Source organism: Streptomyces sp. NBC_00433 (genome assembly GCA_036015235.1).
GTDB lineage: Bacteria > Actinomycetota > Actinomycetes > Streptomycetales > Streptomycetaceae > Actinacidiphila.
This window is the reverse complement of sequence record CP107926.1, coordinates 5,531,314-5,548,197: the sequence shown is the minus strand read 5'-3', so window position 1 is coordinate 5,548,197 and position 16,884 is coordinate 5,531,314. Positions and strand designations below refer to the sequence as shown.

Sequence of the window (16,884 nt, the reverse complement as noted above, 5' to 3'; positions counted from 1 at the left end):
GGCCCGGCCCAGGTCAATCCTCGCTCTTCCTGCCCCTGATCGGCGCAGTCTCGAACAGCTCCGCGAAGTAGCTGGTGAGCGTGGCCACGGTTTCCTCTGGGACAGGGTCCTCGTCCGGCCCACTCGGGAGTTCGTACCGCTGGACCGGCGGCGCCGATTCCGCTTCCGCGATCCAGTCCCGCAGACGGGCGGGGTCGCGGGGCAGGTCCGGCGCGAGGACGTCGTAGGTCAAGGTCGCTCCCGCCGCGTTGATCGCGACGCTGAGGCCGTTGACCTCGCGCCCGCCGGAGACCTGTCCGCTCTTCAGAAGACGAACCAACGCCTGAGCGGTGGGACGGTGATCGATCAATTCGCTCCGGAGAACGGTGTGGATGAGGTCCTGATTTCCGCAGGCGACCTCGACCGGCTCGTAGTCCGACCCGTTCCTGAAGAGTTCGGCCGCCCACCACAGGCGGGAGAAACACTGACGGTCCGCGGGACCGCGGAAGCGCTCGGCAGCAACACGCCTTTCCGGCCTGTTCGCCGTCGGCTCCGACAGGTTCCGCCAGACCACATAATCCGGGGCCACGGCCAAAGCGAGGTGGTTCCACAGGCGCTTGTCCGCCGCCTCTCGTCGCGTCAGGCGCAAGGTGGCATGGAGTCGTGGCGCGAGCCATGCGTCAGCTCGGGTGCGCTCCTCCCGGAACTCGAACATGGCGTCTTCCACCAGACTCCGGATCGGCTCGACCCACCACCTGGCGTCGTCCTCGGGGAGCGGCTCGATGACCTTGGCGAGATCGATGCCGCCGTGTACCTGTTCGCCCTTGAGCAGTTCCTCGGTGAGGAACGGATCGACGGCGGAGGTGGCGAGCAGCCCCAGGCGCTCCGGTACGTGGTTCGGTTGGGTGATCACGTCTCACTCTCGCGGTTCATCTGTTCGAGACTGCGGATGACAAAGGCAAGCGCCCTGGTCGCATCGGTGCGGCGGACCGCCGCGTAATGGATACGGGTCTGCAGCTCCACCCAGCCCGAGTCGCCGGTGCGCCGCCGATGGACCTGCCGTAGGGCCTCCTCTACGTGGACGCCGGGAATCACGTCCGGGAGCATCTCCCGCAGCACCTCACCCTGCCAGTCGGTGGGGAAGACCGGCCCGCCACCTGGCTCCACCTCCAGATCGCCGATGGCGCCGTGAAACACCGCGGTCCAGACGTCGGTGGCCATCTGAGCGACCAGAAGGTCACGCACCTTGCTGTCCACACCCGAGCCGCTGCTGTCCAACAGGTCGACGACGCCTTCGACATCGGTGTTCACGAACACAATGGGGACTCTGGCCGAGGTGTCCACGATCCAGGGAGCGTCGGCGTAAGCCTGGAGCCACTCCCGGGAGCTTCTCTTGAACGAGGCCTTCAGGACGTCCAGTCGGAGCCCATGGACCGGCTCGTCGGAAACCGTGTCGATGATCCAGTTCCGGTCGGTCTCGGCGATCGACCGTCCACGCACTCCGTCCACCGTCCCGACCGCGTACACGGCGAGGGAGGCCCGACCCAGGTGATCGTCACGGAACACCTCCAGCGAGCCGGACCAGTCCCGGCCGCCCTCCGCGTCGAGCGTGAGATTCGCAGAAGTACGGACGTTGGTCTCCCCGTCCGTCAGCACGGCGAGGACGCACAGATCCGACCAGGGCGCGTCCGGCGCGTTCGCCCCGGGTGGCAGCGTCGCCGAAAGACCGACCGTGGCGCTCACCCAGTCCGTGTGGCCCGCGATGCCGAGCGCGACAGCCTGCTGTTGGGTCGAGTACGCCGTGGTCTCCAACTGGTCGCGGGTACCGTCGGCGAGCTTGAGGGAGACCGAGGTCACCCTGAGCGTGACCGGCCGGTTGAGCCGCTTGTACGGGTAGAACTTCACGCGTCACTCCCCTTGCCGGCGCGGAGTTCGACAACGAGACGGGTGAGAGTGGTCCTGACCGCGTGGCTGGTGACGTCGGTGGTTCCTCGAAACTTCGCTCGCCGCGCGCCGGGTGTGAAGCGCAGCGTTCCGTTCTCCGCCTCGCAGCCCTCGACGCCCACAAGTTCCGCCCAGACCAGCCTGGGACGACCCCCCGAGCGCACGTCCAGTTGGGCCACCGGCACCATCGGAACGATCTCGTCGCCACGCGGAATGCTCACTTCGCCGGTGATCCGCCACTCCCCGCCGTCGCCGACCGTCGCGTCGAGCCCGTCCAGAACCGGAACCACCGGGCCGGTGGGTGTCTTGGCCTTGGGCCTCGTTCGCACCGTCAACGCCTTGCGCAGGGCCTCACCGCCTTCGCCGCCACTGCGCTTCTGCCGTGCGACAAGCTCTCTCACCGCGTTGTTGGCCTCGGCGGTCAGCGCGTTGATCCGCCGGTACGCGGACGGCGACCACCGCAGCGTCAGCTCCTCCGTCTGCCCCCAACGGTCGTGTTCGGGAGGTTCTGCCGCACGCAGGAATTCCTCGGCCTCCTTCGCGAAGGGGGCCGTCTCTCCGGCTGCCTCCCCCACCAGCAGAACGGCTTGGAAAGGATTGGTATTGGTCGGCAGCCTCGGAACCACGGTTCTCTTGACGGTCATGCGGTTGCCGCGCAGCGAGTGCATCCGGTTCTTCGCCCCGTCCCCGTCCCCCTCGGCCTCGGTGACGAGCAGAACCGCTTGGTGCGTACCGAACGTCCCATGGGCGCCCCCGGACAACGGCAGCTTCAGCGGGACATTCCGCGCCGCCACCTGCCCGGCTTCGGTGAGGCGATTCACCGTGGTGCCTTCGTAGTACGCCCTCAGGGCGCGGGTCCGGGAGGGCTGCTCGACAGACGGGTCCACCTGTTGCTCCGCCACGACCTCCTTGCCGTTCCGCAGCGCACGGACGGAGACCTCCAGGAGGGGGAGCCTGCTGCCCCCGCCGGTCATGGCGGCCCAGAAGTCACGTCCCAGTGCTTCGACCAGTCTTGTGTGCATCCTGTTGATGTCGCGCGTGTCCTCATCACCCTCGTCGTCGCCGATGGGCACGTCGTCAGGGTCGGAGAGGTTCGTCGCGAGGCCGGCCACATCGTGCGCGCCGACGATGAGGAAGGACGTGCCGGGTTCGTCGTTCTCCCGGGTCAGATACAAGCTCTCCACGGCCTCCTCGTCCGCCCACCAGGAACGGGCGACCATGGCGCCGGGCGAGTCGGGATCAGGCCGCCCGAACCAGGCGGGGCCCGCGTACGACTCGCCGTCGACCTCACGCCAGGGCAGTTCGAGACGGCCGATGACCCGTCGCTCGGTACGTCCCTCGTGAGGCACGGAGAGAGTGGAGTTGATGAACACGAGCCCGAGGGCGCTGGAGGCCCACAACGTCGCCTTGCCCAGGCCGTACGAGCCACCCGCGCCGGGACCGGACTTGAGGCTCTCCAACTGGCGTCTGACCACGGCGGCGAACTTGCCGTCCGAGTAATCGTCACCGATGAGCCCGGAGGCGTTGTAGTCATCGACGCGCAGCAGGACCAAGCGGCCCTTCTCGTACATGTCGCGGACACCGGCGTCCACGACCCGACCGACCTTCTGGTTACCGGCGGTCGCCGAGACGGCGGAGTAGTGCGGAAAGAGATCGTTCCAAAGAATCGCCTCACGGAAGGCGTCCAGGGCTTCGCCGGTGAGCTCATGCAAGGTGTAGCGGACCTTGACCGGACGGCCGTTCGCCGTCAGCCGCTCGTCCAGGCTGTTCTGGCACGTCTCTCGCGCGAGCACCTGCACGTCGGCATCGAAGGCGAAGGCTGCGGCATTACCCAGGTCGCGGCCACCGTCGTGGTAACCGGGGCGGTGGTACCAGGTGACCGGGAGGCCGGCCTGGGTGTCCGTGGTGCGAGTGTGCACCGTGCCCACATCCGTGTCGAGCGCCTTGGCGATGTCCGCCATGACGGTCGGGCGAGGCGTCGACCGGCCGGTGATCCATGCGGACACAGCGGCTCGAGTCAGGTTGAGCTCGTCGGCCAGTTCAGCCTGCGTCTTTCCTGCGAGCTTGAGCTGTCGGGCCAACCAAGGCCCGAACTCCTCACCTGTCTCCACGCCCCACCTGCTCTCCTCGGCGTCCCATGCCGACCGCATGGTGCGCGCCACGAGGCTAATTTGACAAGCGCAGCAGCGTCAACCGGTAGTTGATCGGCTCGATCGGCCACATCAGCTTCAACTCGGTGCCCAGTTTGCCCGCAATGGGCGGTATCTCCCCGCGGGGCGGGACCCTCCACAACCGGAACGATCAACTCCCCTCAAGAAGGGGGCAGTTCGGCTTGCACCCGCCACGTGACCGCCCTATCGTTATACCGATGGGAAATCCATCCCGCTGAGGAACCCGAACCCGGGGGAATGGGCGGCAGGGGGAGAAGTGCACCCAAATTCAATCCCGCAGGAGCAGGAGACAGAGCCGCACACCAGGCCGCCACTCCTACGCCACACTTAGCAATTCCACAAACGGCTGGCGACATGGGATCCACATCCGCTAGTGTGCATCGACCGAAAAGAATCTCACTGTTCGCCGGGGGAATCTGTATCAAAATACACCCCTGCGTGGCCTGAATAAGGGGTGTGCCAATCATGATTGAACAGGGTTACAACGACTACTTGATGTCGTCTCGAGAGATGAGTTCGTTCGAGGTGAACATCCATGCGGCAAAGACCGAGACCGAAATTATGAACATTCTTGAAGATTACGGCCTCACCGAGAAGGATTTTCCCGACGGCAGGGTCCCCGGGCTGCCGCCGGACGAGCCCCCTGCCATCTGAGGAAAAGTAGAAATCCCCAGGCCACAGCCTCTCTTCGCGACAGGACTCTCTCCCCCACTCGACGCCGCAGCCCTTCCGACACAGCCGATAGGAACCGGTACTACACAGGCACGCGCCGGCTCACACTGTAGCCGGCGCGCGCCAACCCCGTTCGCACATTTCGCTCGAAGTTTCACGATCCAGGAGAGCAGAGCAGTGCCGTCTTCGTCCTCTTCGGTAATTGAAACCGTCCTCGAACAATCCTCGCGCGTCCTGCAGACTTACGCCGTGGACCCTGGTCTCGTAGCCGAGCATGCCAATGGCGAGCGCCGTATCACCCAGGGCGGATATGGCGACCGCCAGCTTTTCGAGCTCGTTCAGAACGCAGCAGATGAAATGTCTGGCGAGTCGGGTGGGCGAGTTCATATCGTCCTCACGGAAACCCACTTGTACTGCGCGAACGAGGGTGATCCGGTGACCCCGGAAGGCGCTGAGACAATTCTCCGGATGAGCATGTCGAAGAAGCGTGGCGGCCAGATCGGGCGTTTCGGGGTGGGCGTCAAATCGGTTCTCGTTGTGACCGACGCACCGGAATTCTTCAGTAGCACGGGAAGTTTCGGATTCGATCGCACCTGGTCGTCCGAGCAGATCAGGGCCGTGCCCGGCGTGACGGCGCGCTACGGCCCGGAGTTCGACGCCCCGGTTCTGCGGATGGCTCGACCTCTCGACGTCCGGGCCGAGCGCGCTTTCGATCACGTTCTGAACGAGCTGTTGAACTGGGCCACCACCGTCGTTCGTCTGCCCCTGCTCCCGAAGGCGGATGACCGGTTGGGCCGCGACATGCACGGCGGACGGGCCAAGAGCCACGGAGAGCCCCGCGAGGAATTCCCCGCCGGCTTCCAACTGTTCTCGCCGCACGTCGCGAAGGTCGTGCTGGAGGACCGCCGGCTACGGCCCATGGCCCGTCGGACACTGACCGCCCGGCAGACCGGCGACCTGCACACCGTCGTCGAGGAGCGGACCGGGAAGGCCGTCGCCACCGACCGGTGGCGCGTGTTCACCACCACCCACGAACCCGGTCCGAGCGCCCGCGCGGATGCCGGAGAACTGCACGACCGACTCTCCCTCGACCTCGCCTGGGGCGTCCCCGCCCTGGAGAAGGACCCGGAGAGCGGTCTGTATGTCAGCCCGCGATCACGCGGACGGGGCAAGTTCTGGTCCTTCTTCCCGACCAAGTACGAGATGTCGCTGAGCGGCATCCTCAACGGCGCCTGGAAGACGAACGAGGACCGCCAGAATCTCCTCGACTCCTCTCCCTTCAACCAGGAGATGATCAGGGTGTCGGCGAAGCTGGTCGTCGACTCCCTCCATGCCCTTGCACCCGACGAAGACCCTGCCGCCTATCTCCCCCTCCTGCCCGGCCGGGTCAAGGAGGCGATCAGCTGGGCGGACGAGTTTCTGACCCGGGAGATCTGGGCCCGCACCGCGGACCACCCGTCGCTGCCCGACCAGGACGGCGTACTGCGCGTCCCGACGGCGCTGAGGATCCACCCGCGCCTCGGGGACCTGAAAAAACTCTCCGGTTGGCTGCGAATGTGGCACGAGTGCCCCGGGCGCCCTTCGAACTGGCTCCACCCGAGTGCCGAGGCGGACGCCCTGCGCTCCGGAAAGGTCGAACACATCGTCGTCGCGGCCGGGCATGGGCGGACCGATGTCCGGGAATGGCTGGAGGCTCTGGTCGAGAGCGGCACCCCCGAGGCGTCGGCAGTGGCCGTTCGCATCCTCGCGGACATGATCGAGAACGGCTCTCCCTATGCCGAGGAGGCCCGCAAGGCCCACATCGTGCTCACCGAGGAGCACGGTCTCGTCGCACCCGTGCACGGCAAGGTGTTCCGCCGTGCCGACCAGGGCGGCCTACGCGAGGCCCTGGTGTACTTGGTCGACGTGCTCGCCCAGGACCCATCGCTGGCTCACGCGCTCAACGTGCTGGGCATCCGGGAGGCTGATGTCGAGGGCCGGTTCGTCAGCATCCTCGATCAGGGCTTCGACCACTACAGCGACTCGGACTGGGAGCGGTTCTGGGAGCTGTTCCGTCAGGCGGGGGTGCGTCGGCTGGCCCACAAGGTCCTGGAGAGGGTGCCCGCTGCGCGCTCGACGCTCCGGGTGCGGACCGCCGACGGTCGGTTCCGGCCGATCGAGGACTGCATGCTGCCGGGTGTCGTGGCCGATGCGAAGCGCGACCCGAGCATCGCGGTCGACATGGCGTTCCACTCCGACGACACCCCCTTCTTCTCACAGATCGGCCTGCGGGAACGACCGGCCGGCGGCGTCCGGCCGCAGGAGGGCGAGGTGTGGTTCGAGGAGTACCGTGAAGCCCTCCACGCCGCCTACCTGCGCGGCCTGGACAGTCGCGCCCCGCGCCCCGCATTGAACCGGATGAAGGTCGAGGGGGCCGCGATCGGCGGACCGCTCCACCTCTTCCGCGCCCTCTCCGAGGAATCCCGTGCCGCCTTCCTGAAAGTGCTGCCCGACGACGCCGTGGTGGACAACTGGACGCGCCAGATCGGCGCACAGACCAACACCCGACAGGCCGTGCCCTCGCCGATCCGGTGGATGCTGAGGAAGTTCGGCACGATCGCCACCTCCCAAGGGATCAGGCCGCTGAAGGAGGCTGTCGGACCCCAGCTCGCCGACTACCGGGATGTGCTGCCGGTCGCCGACATCTCTCCCGAGAAGGCCCGCAGGCTGCGGCTCCCGACCACCGTCGACGAAGTTCCCGCCGACCAATGGGACACGCTTCTCGATGAGGTGACCCGCAGCGAGGACGACTCCTTCGTGGGCGCAACCTACGTGATGCTGACCCGGTTCGGTGCGGACTTCCCCGAGGACTCCCTGACCCGCTGCAGGATCGGCGAAGCCTGGGGAACCCGGCCCGACGGTGAGATCACCGTCGCCGTCGGAGCCCCTCAGTACCAGGCGCTGCGTGCCGAGCAACTCCCGGCGCTGCTCGTACCGACCACTGACGACGCCGAGCTGATGATCGAGAAGTGGGGCATGCTCCGCTACGCCGACGTGATCAGCCGGGAGACCCGCGAGGTACCGGAAGGTGACCCCGTGCTGCTGGTCGAGCTGTTCCCCGCCCTGCGGCAGCGTCTGAACAGCGGGAACCGCAACAGCATGGTGCAAAGGTGCAGTGAGCTGGAGGAGGTCACCCGTACGCCCAACGGCACGCACGCCTCTCCCCTGGACGCCGTGCGCCAGGACAGCACCGTCAAGGTCCGCGTTCCTCTGGACCCCGAACCGATGCTGCGCCTCATCGACCGCGAACTCGATCTGGGTCTCGGTGCTACCGGTTGCCGCACGATTCTGGAGCACCAGGACCGTATGGCTCGGGACAGCGAGCTGAAAGCGGCGCAGAAGGCGGTGCGTGAGTCTGAGGACGTGGTGACCAAGATCGAGCTGCTGATCGATGCGGACGCTCTCCGGCTCGGCCTCCCCGAGGGATTGATGGAGGCCGAGCTGCTGGCGACCAACGGGGTGGAGCCGTCCGGGCACCGGATCGCGCAGATGGCGTTCAACGCGCACGGGGACGGCGTGCTCCAGCAGCACGCCCGGGACATCCAGGCGCGCTTCCCCAACGCCCCTGTCTCGTACGGAGGTTCGTCGGCGGCCATCGCGTTCGTCTCGGAACTGAGGCTGCCTGTCGCCTTCGCCGGTTCGAGGACTCCCTCCCCGCCCCCGTTCGAGACCGTCGAGGGCCCTCGGGACTTCCCGAGCCTGCACGAATACCAGGAGAACCTGGTTCGGAACATCTCCACCATGCTCGACCGACTGGCCCCCCAGCGCGGCATGCTGTCCCTGCCCACGGGCGCCGGTAAGACCCGGGTCACCGCTGAGGCCGTGATCCGCTGGGTGAAACGGATCGGTGACCTCAAGGGTCCGCTGCTGTGGATCGCGCAGACCGAGGAGCTGTGCGAGCAGGCCGTCCAGAGCTGGAAGTTCGTCTGGAGCAAGGTCGGCGCCGAACGGCCGCTGACCATCAGTCGCCTGTGGAGCACCAACGAAGTCGGCGATGTCGTCGACCACCCGCACCTGGTGGTCGCCACCGACGCCAAGCTGGAGCGGTGCCTCGGCACCGACCAGTACGCCTGGCTGCGTCAGGCCGCCCTGGTGATCGTGGACGAGGCGCACACCGCCGTCTCCAAGCGATACACCGGGATCCTGGGTCAGTTGGGACTCACCCAGTACGAGACCGGCCGGCATCTGCTCGGTCTGACCGCCACCCCGTTCCGGAACCGTAACGAGGAGGAGACCCGCCGTCTGGCCGGCCGCTTCGGTAATCGGCGCCTCGACGAAGGAGTCTTCCCCTCGGGTGACCCGTACAGCGATCTTCAGAACTGGGGGATGCTCGCCCAGGTCGAGCATCGCACCCTTGAGGGCGGCAGTATCGAACTCACACGGGACGAGAAGACACACGCCGAACGGATGGCCATGCTCTCCCGGTCCGCTGAACAGCGGCTCGCCGACGACCACGCGCGCAGTCGGCGCATCGTCGACTCGGTGGCCGAACTCCCCACCGACTGGCCGACGTTGCTCTTCGCCACCTCGGTCGACCACGCCAAGTACCTGGCGGCCATGCTCAACGACCGGGGTGTCCGGTCAGCAGCCGTGGACTCGACGACCAGTGCACAGGACCGTCGTACGCGCATTGAGAACTTCCGAAGCGGACGTATCCGGGTTCTCACCAATTACGGTGTGCTCACCCAGGGATTCGACGCTCCGGCCACGCGTGCCGTGGTCGTGGCCCGGCCGGTCTACAGCACCAACGTGTACCAGCAGATGATCGGTCGCGGATTGCGCGGACCACGGAACGGAGGCAAGGAAAATTGTCTGATCCTCAACATCAGCGACAACGTCACCAACTTCGACACCGATCTGGCCTTCAATGAGTTCGAACACCTCTGGAGCCGGAAGTGACCGACGCCTACCGGGACAGCCCCCGGCTCACCGACGAGCAACTGGCCGTGGTCGAGCAGCCTTGGGACGCTCGCGTCCTGGTCAGCGCAGGCGCCGGTGCCGGGAAGACCCACACCCTGGTACGTCGACTCGACGCGCTGTGCGGTCACGAGGACCCCGAACAGGCGCTGGGGGCCGCGGAGATCCTGGTGCTCACCTTCTCCAGGTCCGCCGCCCGGGAGTTGCGCGAACGAATCTCTCGGCACGGGGAGCGAGCCCTTCGGGTACGCGCCCGTACGTTCGACGCATGGGCCTACGAGGTGATCCGCCAGGCGCATCCGGACGGCGAGTGGGGAGCCGTCGGCTTCGACGAGCGGATCTCCGCTGCGACCCGCGCGATCGAGAAGGGCGCGCTGGAGATCGGAGACGCGGTCCCACCCGCCCATGTCGTGATCGACGAGGTGCAGGACCTGCTGGGTGGGCGCCGCGAGTTGGTGGAGACCCTTCTCGACCGGTACCAGGACAGTTGTGGTTTCACCGTCGTCGGTGACGCGGCCCAGTCCGTGTACGGCTTCCAGATCGAGAACCTGAGCGAACGCACCGACGAGACCGGTCGGTTCTTCGACTGGCTGCGCTGCTCCTACCCCGACGACTTGGTCGAGCTGCACCTCACTCGGAACTTCCGGGCCACGACCACCGAGGCCCGGGTCGCGCTGGCGCTCGGCCCGCGTCTCCAGCAACTGAGCGATCGGGACGAGGCGGGAACGCTCTACGACGAACTGCGCGACCTCCTTCTCGATCCGGCGAACGGCATAGGCAGCCTGGACGACGACCTCACCCTGACCAGTCTGCGGGACCTCTCCGACACTTGCGCCGTCCTCACCCGTGACAACCAGCAGGCCCTTGTGGTCTCCGACCTGCTGCACGCACACGGCATCGATCACCGGCTGCGGCGCCCGTTGGAGGAGCGCCCGGTACCCTACTGGGTAGCCGAGTTGCTGCGCCGCACGGAGGCGAATGTCCTCACCGAGGACCGGTTTCGTACGCTCCTCACGGAAATCCCCCTCCCGTACGAACCCGACCCCTCCCTGTGGACGGTGCTGCGTCGAGCCGCGCGGGGAGCGGGACGCGGTGCGCTCGATCTGGATCGGCTGCGCCGGGCGGTCGCCCACGGCGGATTCCCCGACGAGGCGGCCGACCCGGAGACGGCCCGGATCGTCGTCTCGACGGTGCACCGGTCCAAGGGACTGGAGTTCGACCGGGTGATCGTCCTGACACCACCGACCCTCGCCGCACTCCACAAGCGGTACCGGGACGAGCTGGACCTGCCTGCCGAGGCCCGCGCGCTCTACGTGGCCATGACACGTGCCCGTCAGGACCTTTACCATGTGCCCCCTCCCGACCTGCCGCTCTTCAGAAGGGCGGGGAGTCGACGCAACGGCCGTCGCTACCTCGGATCGTGGCGGTCTTACGACAGGTACGGGATCGTCGCCGAGCCGGGCGACGTGAGCCGGGACGACCCACCCGGCCAGGAGACGGACGCCGTCGCCACGCAGGCCTATCTCCTGGAAGAGGTTCGTCCAGGTCGGGAGGTGCTGCTGCGCAGGCGTCACAGTCTGCCGATGGGCGAGACGGAGAGCCCGCCGTACGCCCTGGTGCACGAAGGACGGGAGATCGGCGAGGCGTCGCGGAGCTTTCGCGAGGCGCTGTTCCAGGTGCAGAAGGTGAACCGCGACTGGGACCCTTGGTGGCCCGACGAGATCCACGGCTTGCGGATCGACACCCTGGAGACCGTGACAGGCAGCACCGCCGCCGGCGCCAACGCCGGTCTCGGGGAGCGAGGCGTGTGGATCGTCCCTCGAATCACCGGCATCGGCCGGTACCGGAGAGCCGACGACTACGAGGAGCAACACGCATGACGCAGGTGGCAGGCCGACACTCCGAGCACTACCGGGTCCGGGACGAGGTTCTCCTGGCGGGGCTCCGCCGTGAGCTCCTGGGCCCTGCCTGGGACTCCGAGTCGGACGATCGGGGTGAGATCCTCACCCAGGACGCACCGATCGACCGCTATCTGACCGGTGTGCTGTATCCGCGTGCTGCGGACAGGGGCACGAAGGAGCAGCAGAACGACGACGCCGACGGACAGCAAGGGCTGGATGTCGCCCCTTTGATCGCCCGGGAAGACTCCGAGGAGTCCGGCACCGCGCAGGAGGTCGGAGCCTCGGGAGACAGGCGTCCCTCCTCGATGGGCCTCACCTTCGCAGTCCGCCCGGCCATAAGCGCTTCGATCGTGGTCTCGGCCCGTGCGGCCCTTTACGAGCCCACAGACGCCGCCGGCAAGCGTGTCCCTGCCCGCCGTGCCGAGGCCCGGACCACCGCCGACCAGCGGGAGCTGTGGCGGCGCAAGGAGATTGCTCTCCCGGACCAGAGCATCGACGTGACGCGGCCGGATCCGCGGATGAGGATCACGCTCGCCCCGGGAGCCGCTCTGCACGTCAACGTCCGGCGTCCGGACCAGGCCAACGGCACGGTCACGATCACAGTCACGTTGATCAACACGCAGAAAGTCGGGGAGTGGGATCTCCAGGACGCCTTCTCCCTGTTCCAGTGCGGCCTGTCGGTCCGGGCCGCCGACGGCTCCGCTGCGTTCGTCGAGCGTCCTGCCCCGGCCGCCGTTCACGATCCGGAGATCGCCACGAGTCGGTTGCTGCACCGCCACGCCCCGACCTTCGCGGTCGGCCACGGCTGCGCCGCCGAGTGGGACTGGACTCCGCAGCCGATCGGTATGACCGAAGTCGAAACGCCCGCCGTCCCCGAGGTGCGGACCCAGTTCGTGCCCTCCGTTGAGGTGCTGCTCACCGATTCCAACCCGGAGATCGACAGTTCGGCGCTGTCCATGCTGGGACTGGCCGAGCGGTCCGACGCCGAGGTCCTGGCCGCTCTGGAGGGGCTCGCGACGGGGTACGAACACTGGATCGACCGCAAGTCGGTCGAGGCCGACGCTCTGACACGCGGCCCGCATGCGAAGCCCGCGCGGGACCAGGTGGCGGCGTGCCACGAGGCGCTCGACCGCATCCGTGAGGGCATCGAACTGCTGCGGACCAAGCCCGATCTGATGAGGGCCTTCCGACTCGCCAATCGGGCCATGGCCGGCCAACGCGCACGCAGCGCCTGGGTGAAGGACGGACGCGTCGGCGCCCCCGACCCGGCCGCCGGTCGCTGGCGCCCCTTCCAGATCGCGTTCGTGCTCCTGTGCCTGGCCGGCATCGACGACCCCACACATCACGACCGGCGGGTCTCCGACCTTCTGTGGTTTCCGACCGGTGGTGGCAAGACGGAGGCCTACCTCGGTCTGATCGCCCTCACATCGTTCCTGCGCCGTATCCGCAAGGGCGCGGACGGCGGCGGTGTCACCGTCCTCATGCGCTACACACTGCGGCTGCTCACCCTCCAGCAGTTCGAGCGCGCGGCGATCCTGCTCTGTGCCATGGAGCACATGCGGCGCGGTACACCCGAGTTGGGCCGTGAGGAGTTCTCCGTCGGCATGTGGGTGGGACGATCGGCCACTCCCAACACGCTGGCCGTCGCAGGTGCGAGGCTCGACGAGTTGCGGAGAAATCTCGACAAGCGCCTCGCCACCGAGAATCCCGTCCAACTGCACGCCTGTCCCTGGTGCGGAACCCGTCTCGACGCACGGAACTACGAGGTCGACGAGGACGCCAGGCGGATGCGTGTCCGCTGCCCCGGCGCGGGCTGCGACTTCGCCGACGGCCTGCCCGTCCACCTGGTCGACGAGGCGGTGTACGACGCGCGGCCGACCCTGGTGATCGCCACTGTCGACAAATTCGCGTCGATGCCCTGGCGTCCCGCGACCTCCGCTCTCTTCAACCGCGACGACGACCCGGACGGCGGCACCCCACCCCCGGAACTGGTCGTCCAGGACGAACTCCATTTGATATCGGGTCCGTTGGGAACCCTCACCGGCCTCTACGAAACCGCCGTCGACGCACTCGCCGATCGACCCAAGGTGATCGCCTCCACGGCGACCATCCGTCGCGCCGCCGATCAAGGACGCCACCTCTTCGCCCGCGAAGTGCGGCAGTTCCCGCCCGCCGGTCTGGACGCCCGCGACTCGTGGTTCGCGGTGGAGACGCCACGTGAGGAGAAGGCGAGCCGCCGCTATGTCGGCCTCCTGGCCCCCGGCACCAGCCAGTCCACCCTCCTGATCCGCACGTATGCCACCCTGCTGCATCGGGCCAAGCAGGCGAAGGCCGAGGACGAGGTCCGCGACGCCTACTGGAGTCTCGTCGGTTACTTCAACAGCCTCCGGGTGCTGTCGGCGGCCGAACTCCAGGTCCATGACGACGTGGTGGCCTACCTGGAGCTGCTGGCCGAGCGCGAGGGACTGTCTGCCCGGTCCGTCGCCAACTACTCCGAGCTGACGAGCCGTATCGATGCCAGCGAGATCCCCACCCGCCTCAAAGGCATCGAGAAGCGGCTGCCCGATGACAACACCGTGGACGTCCTCCTGGCCACCAACATGATCGCGGTCGGCGTGGACGTGGACCGCCTCGGCCTCATGGCCGTGATGGGCCAGCCGCAGACGACCGCCGAGTACATCCAGGCCACCAGCCGGGTCGGCCGCGCGCACCCCGGCCTGGTCGCGGTCATGCTCAACTCGACCCGGTCCCGCGACCGTTCCCACTACGAGGGCTTTCAGCACTTCCACTCGGCCCTGTACCGCGAGGTCGAGTCGACGTCCGTCACCCCGTTCTCCGCCCGCGCCCGCGACCGGGGCCTGCACGCGGTGATCGTCGCCCTCGCCCGCACCCTGATCCTCGCCGCCCGCCCCAACGAGGGCGCCGGCCAGGTCGAGTCGTATGAAGACGTGCTCCGGGGACGTATCAAGTCGATCCTCCTGGAGCGCGTGGAGGCGGTCACCAGGGAGGAGACCGGTGCCGTGTCGCAGGCCTTCGACGAGTTCGTCAAGTGGTGGTGCGCCGAGGCCGACATCCACAACGGCCTGCTGTTCGAGCCTCAGAGGGGCAGTCGTACCCCTTCGCTCCTGAAGGCGTACGACGACGAGTCCCAGGACGCCGAGGCATGGGCCACGTTGTGGAGCCTGCGCGACGTCGATGCCGAGACCGCCCTGTTCATGGAAGGAACCCGATGACCCCGCCCCCCGCCCGCCGCCGCCGGACCGGCGCGAACGGAGCCGCCGCCCCCGCCCACAACCTGCCGCGGCGTGGTGCGGTCCGTCGGGCCCAGGCGATCACCACGTACGGCGTCGGCTCTCTCATCGCCGTCGACCATGAGTCCTTCATCGTCTCGGGTCTCGACGAGGCCGAGCGGAGCTGGAGCCGTGACGAGTCCCCGCGAATCTACGAACGGCGACTGGCCCGGGTACTCGGCGTCGACTACTTCCGGCTGCCACCTGCTTCGGACGACACCAGCAGGGACGGCCTCCGCGTCCGACGATTCCCCCTGATGCACTCCTGCCCGGAGTGCAACGACCTGCAACGGCACCGCGACTTCAATCCGCCCGCCGGGAGAAGTGTCTGCGGTACGTGCGAGGTCGACCTGGTCCCTTCCCGCTTCGTCGTCGCCTGCGAGGCCGGACACCTCGGCGAGTTTCCGTACTGGCAGTGGGTGCATCGCTCCGCGGACCGTGGTGCCACGGCTGCGGGACAGTGCGGAGGGAAGCTCAAGATGCGTACGACCGGGCACACTTCGTCACTCCGCTCCATTCTCGTCTCCTGCACCTGCAGGCAGGCTCCGGAGGTCTCGATGGAGGGTTCCTTCCGCAGGCGCGCGCTCAAGGACTTGGGTCTCACGTGCCGAGGCACCCGCCCGTGGCTCGGCGCGTCCGCTCTCGCTCAGGAGTGCAGACTCCCCCTGCGTACGTTGCAGCGTGGTTCGTCGGCGGTGTGGCAGCCGGTGCTGAAGTCGGCCCTCGCCATTCCGCCTTGGAGCGACGGCCGCGCGGATCCACTCGCCGAGCACTGGGACGCGCTCCGCGAGTACGACGAGCGCGACCACGTGGCGATCTACCTCAGGGGCGTTTTCAAGGGGGAGTGCCCGGTACCGCTGGACGAGGTGATGGCGCTCCTCGACGCAGAGCGCGAGGAGGACCCCGACAGCGAGACGGCCCCCACCTTCGACCACCGCTACCGCGCGCTGCGCAGCAAGGAGTACGAGCGGCTCCGCGCGGGCAACGACAAAAGCGAGCACTCCCGCGACGAACAGTTCGTCTGTGAGGGCCCTCTGGGCGACCAGAGCGTGCTCGACCCTCTCGGCGTCACCGGCCCGATGCTGGTCAAGAAGCTTCGCGAGGTGCGCGCCCTGAAGGCGTTCACCCGGCTGGTCGATGCCGAGTCGACGACCGACTCCACGGAGATGCCGCTGTCGGAACGTCCGCTGTGCTGGCTCCCGGCCATGGAGGTACGGGGCGAGGGAGTCTTCCTCCGATTGGACGAGGACCGGCTCGGCGTGTGGGAGAACAACGTGGCGGTGGCAGCCCGGGTCGAGCGGATGCGTACCGCCCATCGACGGACGCTCGAACAGCGGGCCGATGACCCGAGCAGGGCCGTATCCTCCCCCGCCACCCCCCGGATGGTGCTGCTGCACACGCTGGCCCATGTCCTCATCAACGAGTTGAGTCTGGGGGCGGGTTACCCGGCCGCGGCCCTGCGCGAGCGCCTGTATGCCGCCGACGAGATGGCCGGGATACTCGTCTATACGGCGACGAGCGACTCGGCGGGCAGCTTGGGTGGTCTGGTCGCCCAAGGTGAACCGGAGATTCTCGGTCATACGGTGCGTTCGGCCGTCCGCCGTGCCGAGTGGTGTTCCTCGGACCCGCTCTGTATGGAGACCGAGGCCTCCGGCGTCGGCGGAATCAATCTGGCGGCCTGTCACGCCTGCGTGATGCTGCCGGAGACGAGTTGCGAGCACAACAACATCCTGCTCGACCGCGCCCTGCTCGTCGGTACCCCCGACGACCCTCGAATCGGTTACTTCGAGGGTGTCCTGGGGCAATGACATCGGATCATCCGCAACGGCACCGATGATGATCCGACACGCCGCTCTCCGTCTCCTCTCGGCTCACGCGGGACACAGAGGTCGGGCTCCTGGCTCCACCCCGGCAAGGTGATCGATCTCTTCGAGCGGCTCGTCGCCGCTCCGGCCTCCTCGCGGCGCCCAG

The 16,884-nt window shown here is 67.6% G+C and carries 8 protein-coding genes; 5 read left to right on the top strand and 3 right to left on the bottom strand.

The genetic code is table 11. The features are described 5' to 3' along the window. Nucleotides 1–13 precede the first annotated feature (13 nt). Genes OG900_23760 through OG900_23750 form a run of 3 tightly spaced genes read right to left on the bottom strand, consistent with a single transcriptional unit; the run spans nt 14 to nt 4,034 of the window. A complete protein-coding gene (locus OG900_23760) occupies nt 14–892 on the bottom strand; it encodes a DUF6339 family protein (GenBank protein WUH92823.1) in 879 nt (292 codons plus the stop codon). After that, nucleotides 889–1,884: a hypothetical protein gene (locus tag OG900_23755; GenBank protein ID WUH92822.1), complete on the bottom strand. Its 996-nt coding sequence runs from the start codon at nt 1,882–1,884 to the stop codon at nt 889–891. The genes OG900_23760 and OG900_23755 overlap by 4 nt, the downstream gene beginning before the upstream one ends. Beyond that, complete coding sequence (locus tag OG900_23750; GenBank protein WUH95891.1) at nt 1,881–4,034, bottom strand: helix-turn-helix domain-containing protein; 2,154 nt, start codon at nt 4,032–4,034, stop codon at nt 1,881–1,883. The genes OG900_23755 and OG900_23750 overlap by 4 nt, the downstream gene beginning before the upstream one ends. Before the next feature lie 525 nt (nt 4,035–4,559). Here OG900_23750 and OG900_23745 point away from each other — a divergent pair. The 5 genes from OG900_23745 to OG900_23725 all read left to right on the top strand — a co-directional run bounded on the left by OG900_23745 (nt 4,560) and on the right by OG900_23725 (nt 16,721). Next, complete coding sequence (locus OG900_23745; GenBank protein WUH92821.1) at nt 4,560–4,748, top strand: hypothetical protein; 189 nt, start codon at nt 4,560–4,562, stop codon at nt 4,746–4,748. Between the two features lie 492 nt (nt 4,749–5,240). After that, a complete protein-coding gene (locus OG900_23740; GenBank protein WUH95890.1) occupies nt 5,241–9,704 on the top strand; it encodes a DEAD/DEAH box helicase family protein in 4,464 nt (1,487 codons plus the stop codon). Continuing rightward, nucleotides 9,701–11,602, top strand: a complete 1,902-nt coding sequence (locus OG900_23735; GenBank protein WUH92820.1) for a UvrD-helicase domain-containing protein — start codon at nt 9,701–9,703, stop codon at nt 11,600–11,602. Before OG900_23740 ends, OG900_23735 begins: the two co-directional genes overlap by 4 nt. Then, on the top strand, nt 11,599–14,856 hold the full coding sequence (locus OG900_23730; protein ID WUH92819.1) for a helicase-related protein: 3,258 nt from the start codon (nt 11,599–11,601) through the stop codon (nt 14,854–14,856). The genes OG900_23735 and OG900_23730 overlap by 4 nt, the downstream gene beginning before the upstream one ends. Beyond that, entirely contained in the window at nt 14,853–16,721 is a 1,869-nt protein-coding gene (locus OG900_23725; protein ID WUH92818.1) for a DUF1998 domain-containing protein, read from the top strand. The genes OG900_23730 and OG900_23725 overlap by 4 nt, the downstream gene beginning before the upstream one ends. The last annotated feature ends 163 nt before the right edge of the window (nt 16,722–16,884 follow it).

Excerpts from the sequence above, each read along its gene's own strand:
- OG900_23745 (WUH92821.1), top strand. The coding sequence starts at position 4,560 with ATGATTGAACAGGGTTACAACGACTACTTGATGTCGTCTCGAGAGATG.
- OG900_23725 (WUH92818.1), top strand. The coding sequence starts at position 14,853 with ATGACCCCGCCCCCCGCCCGCCGCCGCCGGACCGGCGCGAACGGAGCC.
- OG900_23730 (WUH92819.1), top strand. The coding sequence starts at position 11,599 with ATGACGCAGGTGGCAGGCCGACACTCCGAGCACTACCGGGTCCGGGAC.
- OG900_23740 (WUH95890.1), top strand. The coding sequence starts at position 5,241 with ATGTCGAAGAAGCGTGGCGGCCAGATCGGGCGTTTCGGGGTGGGCGTC.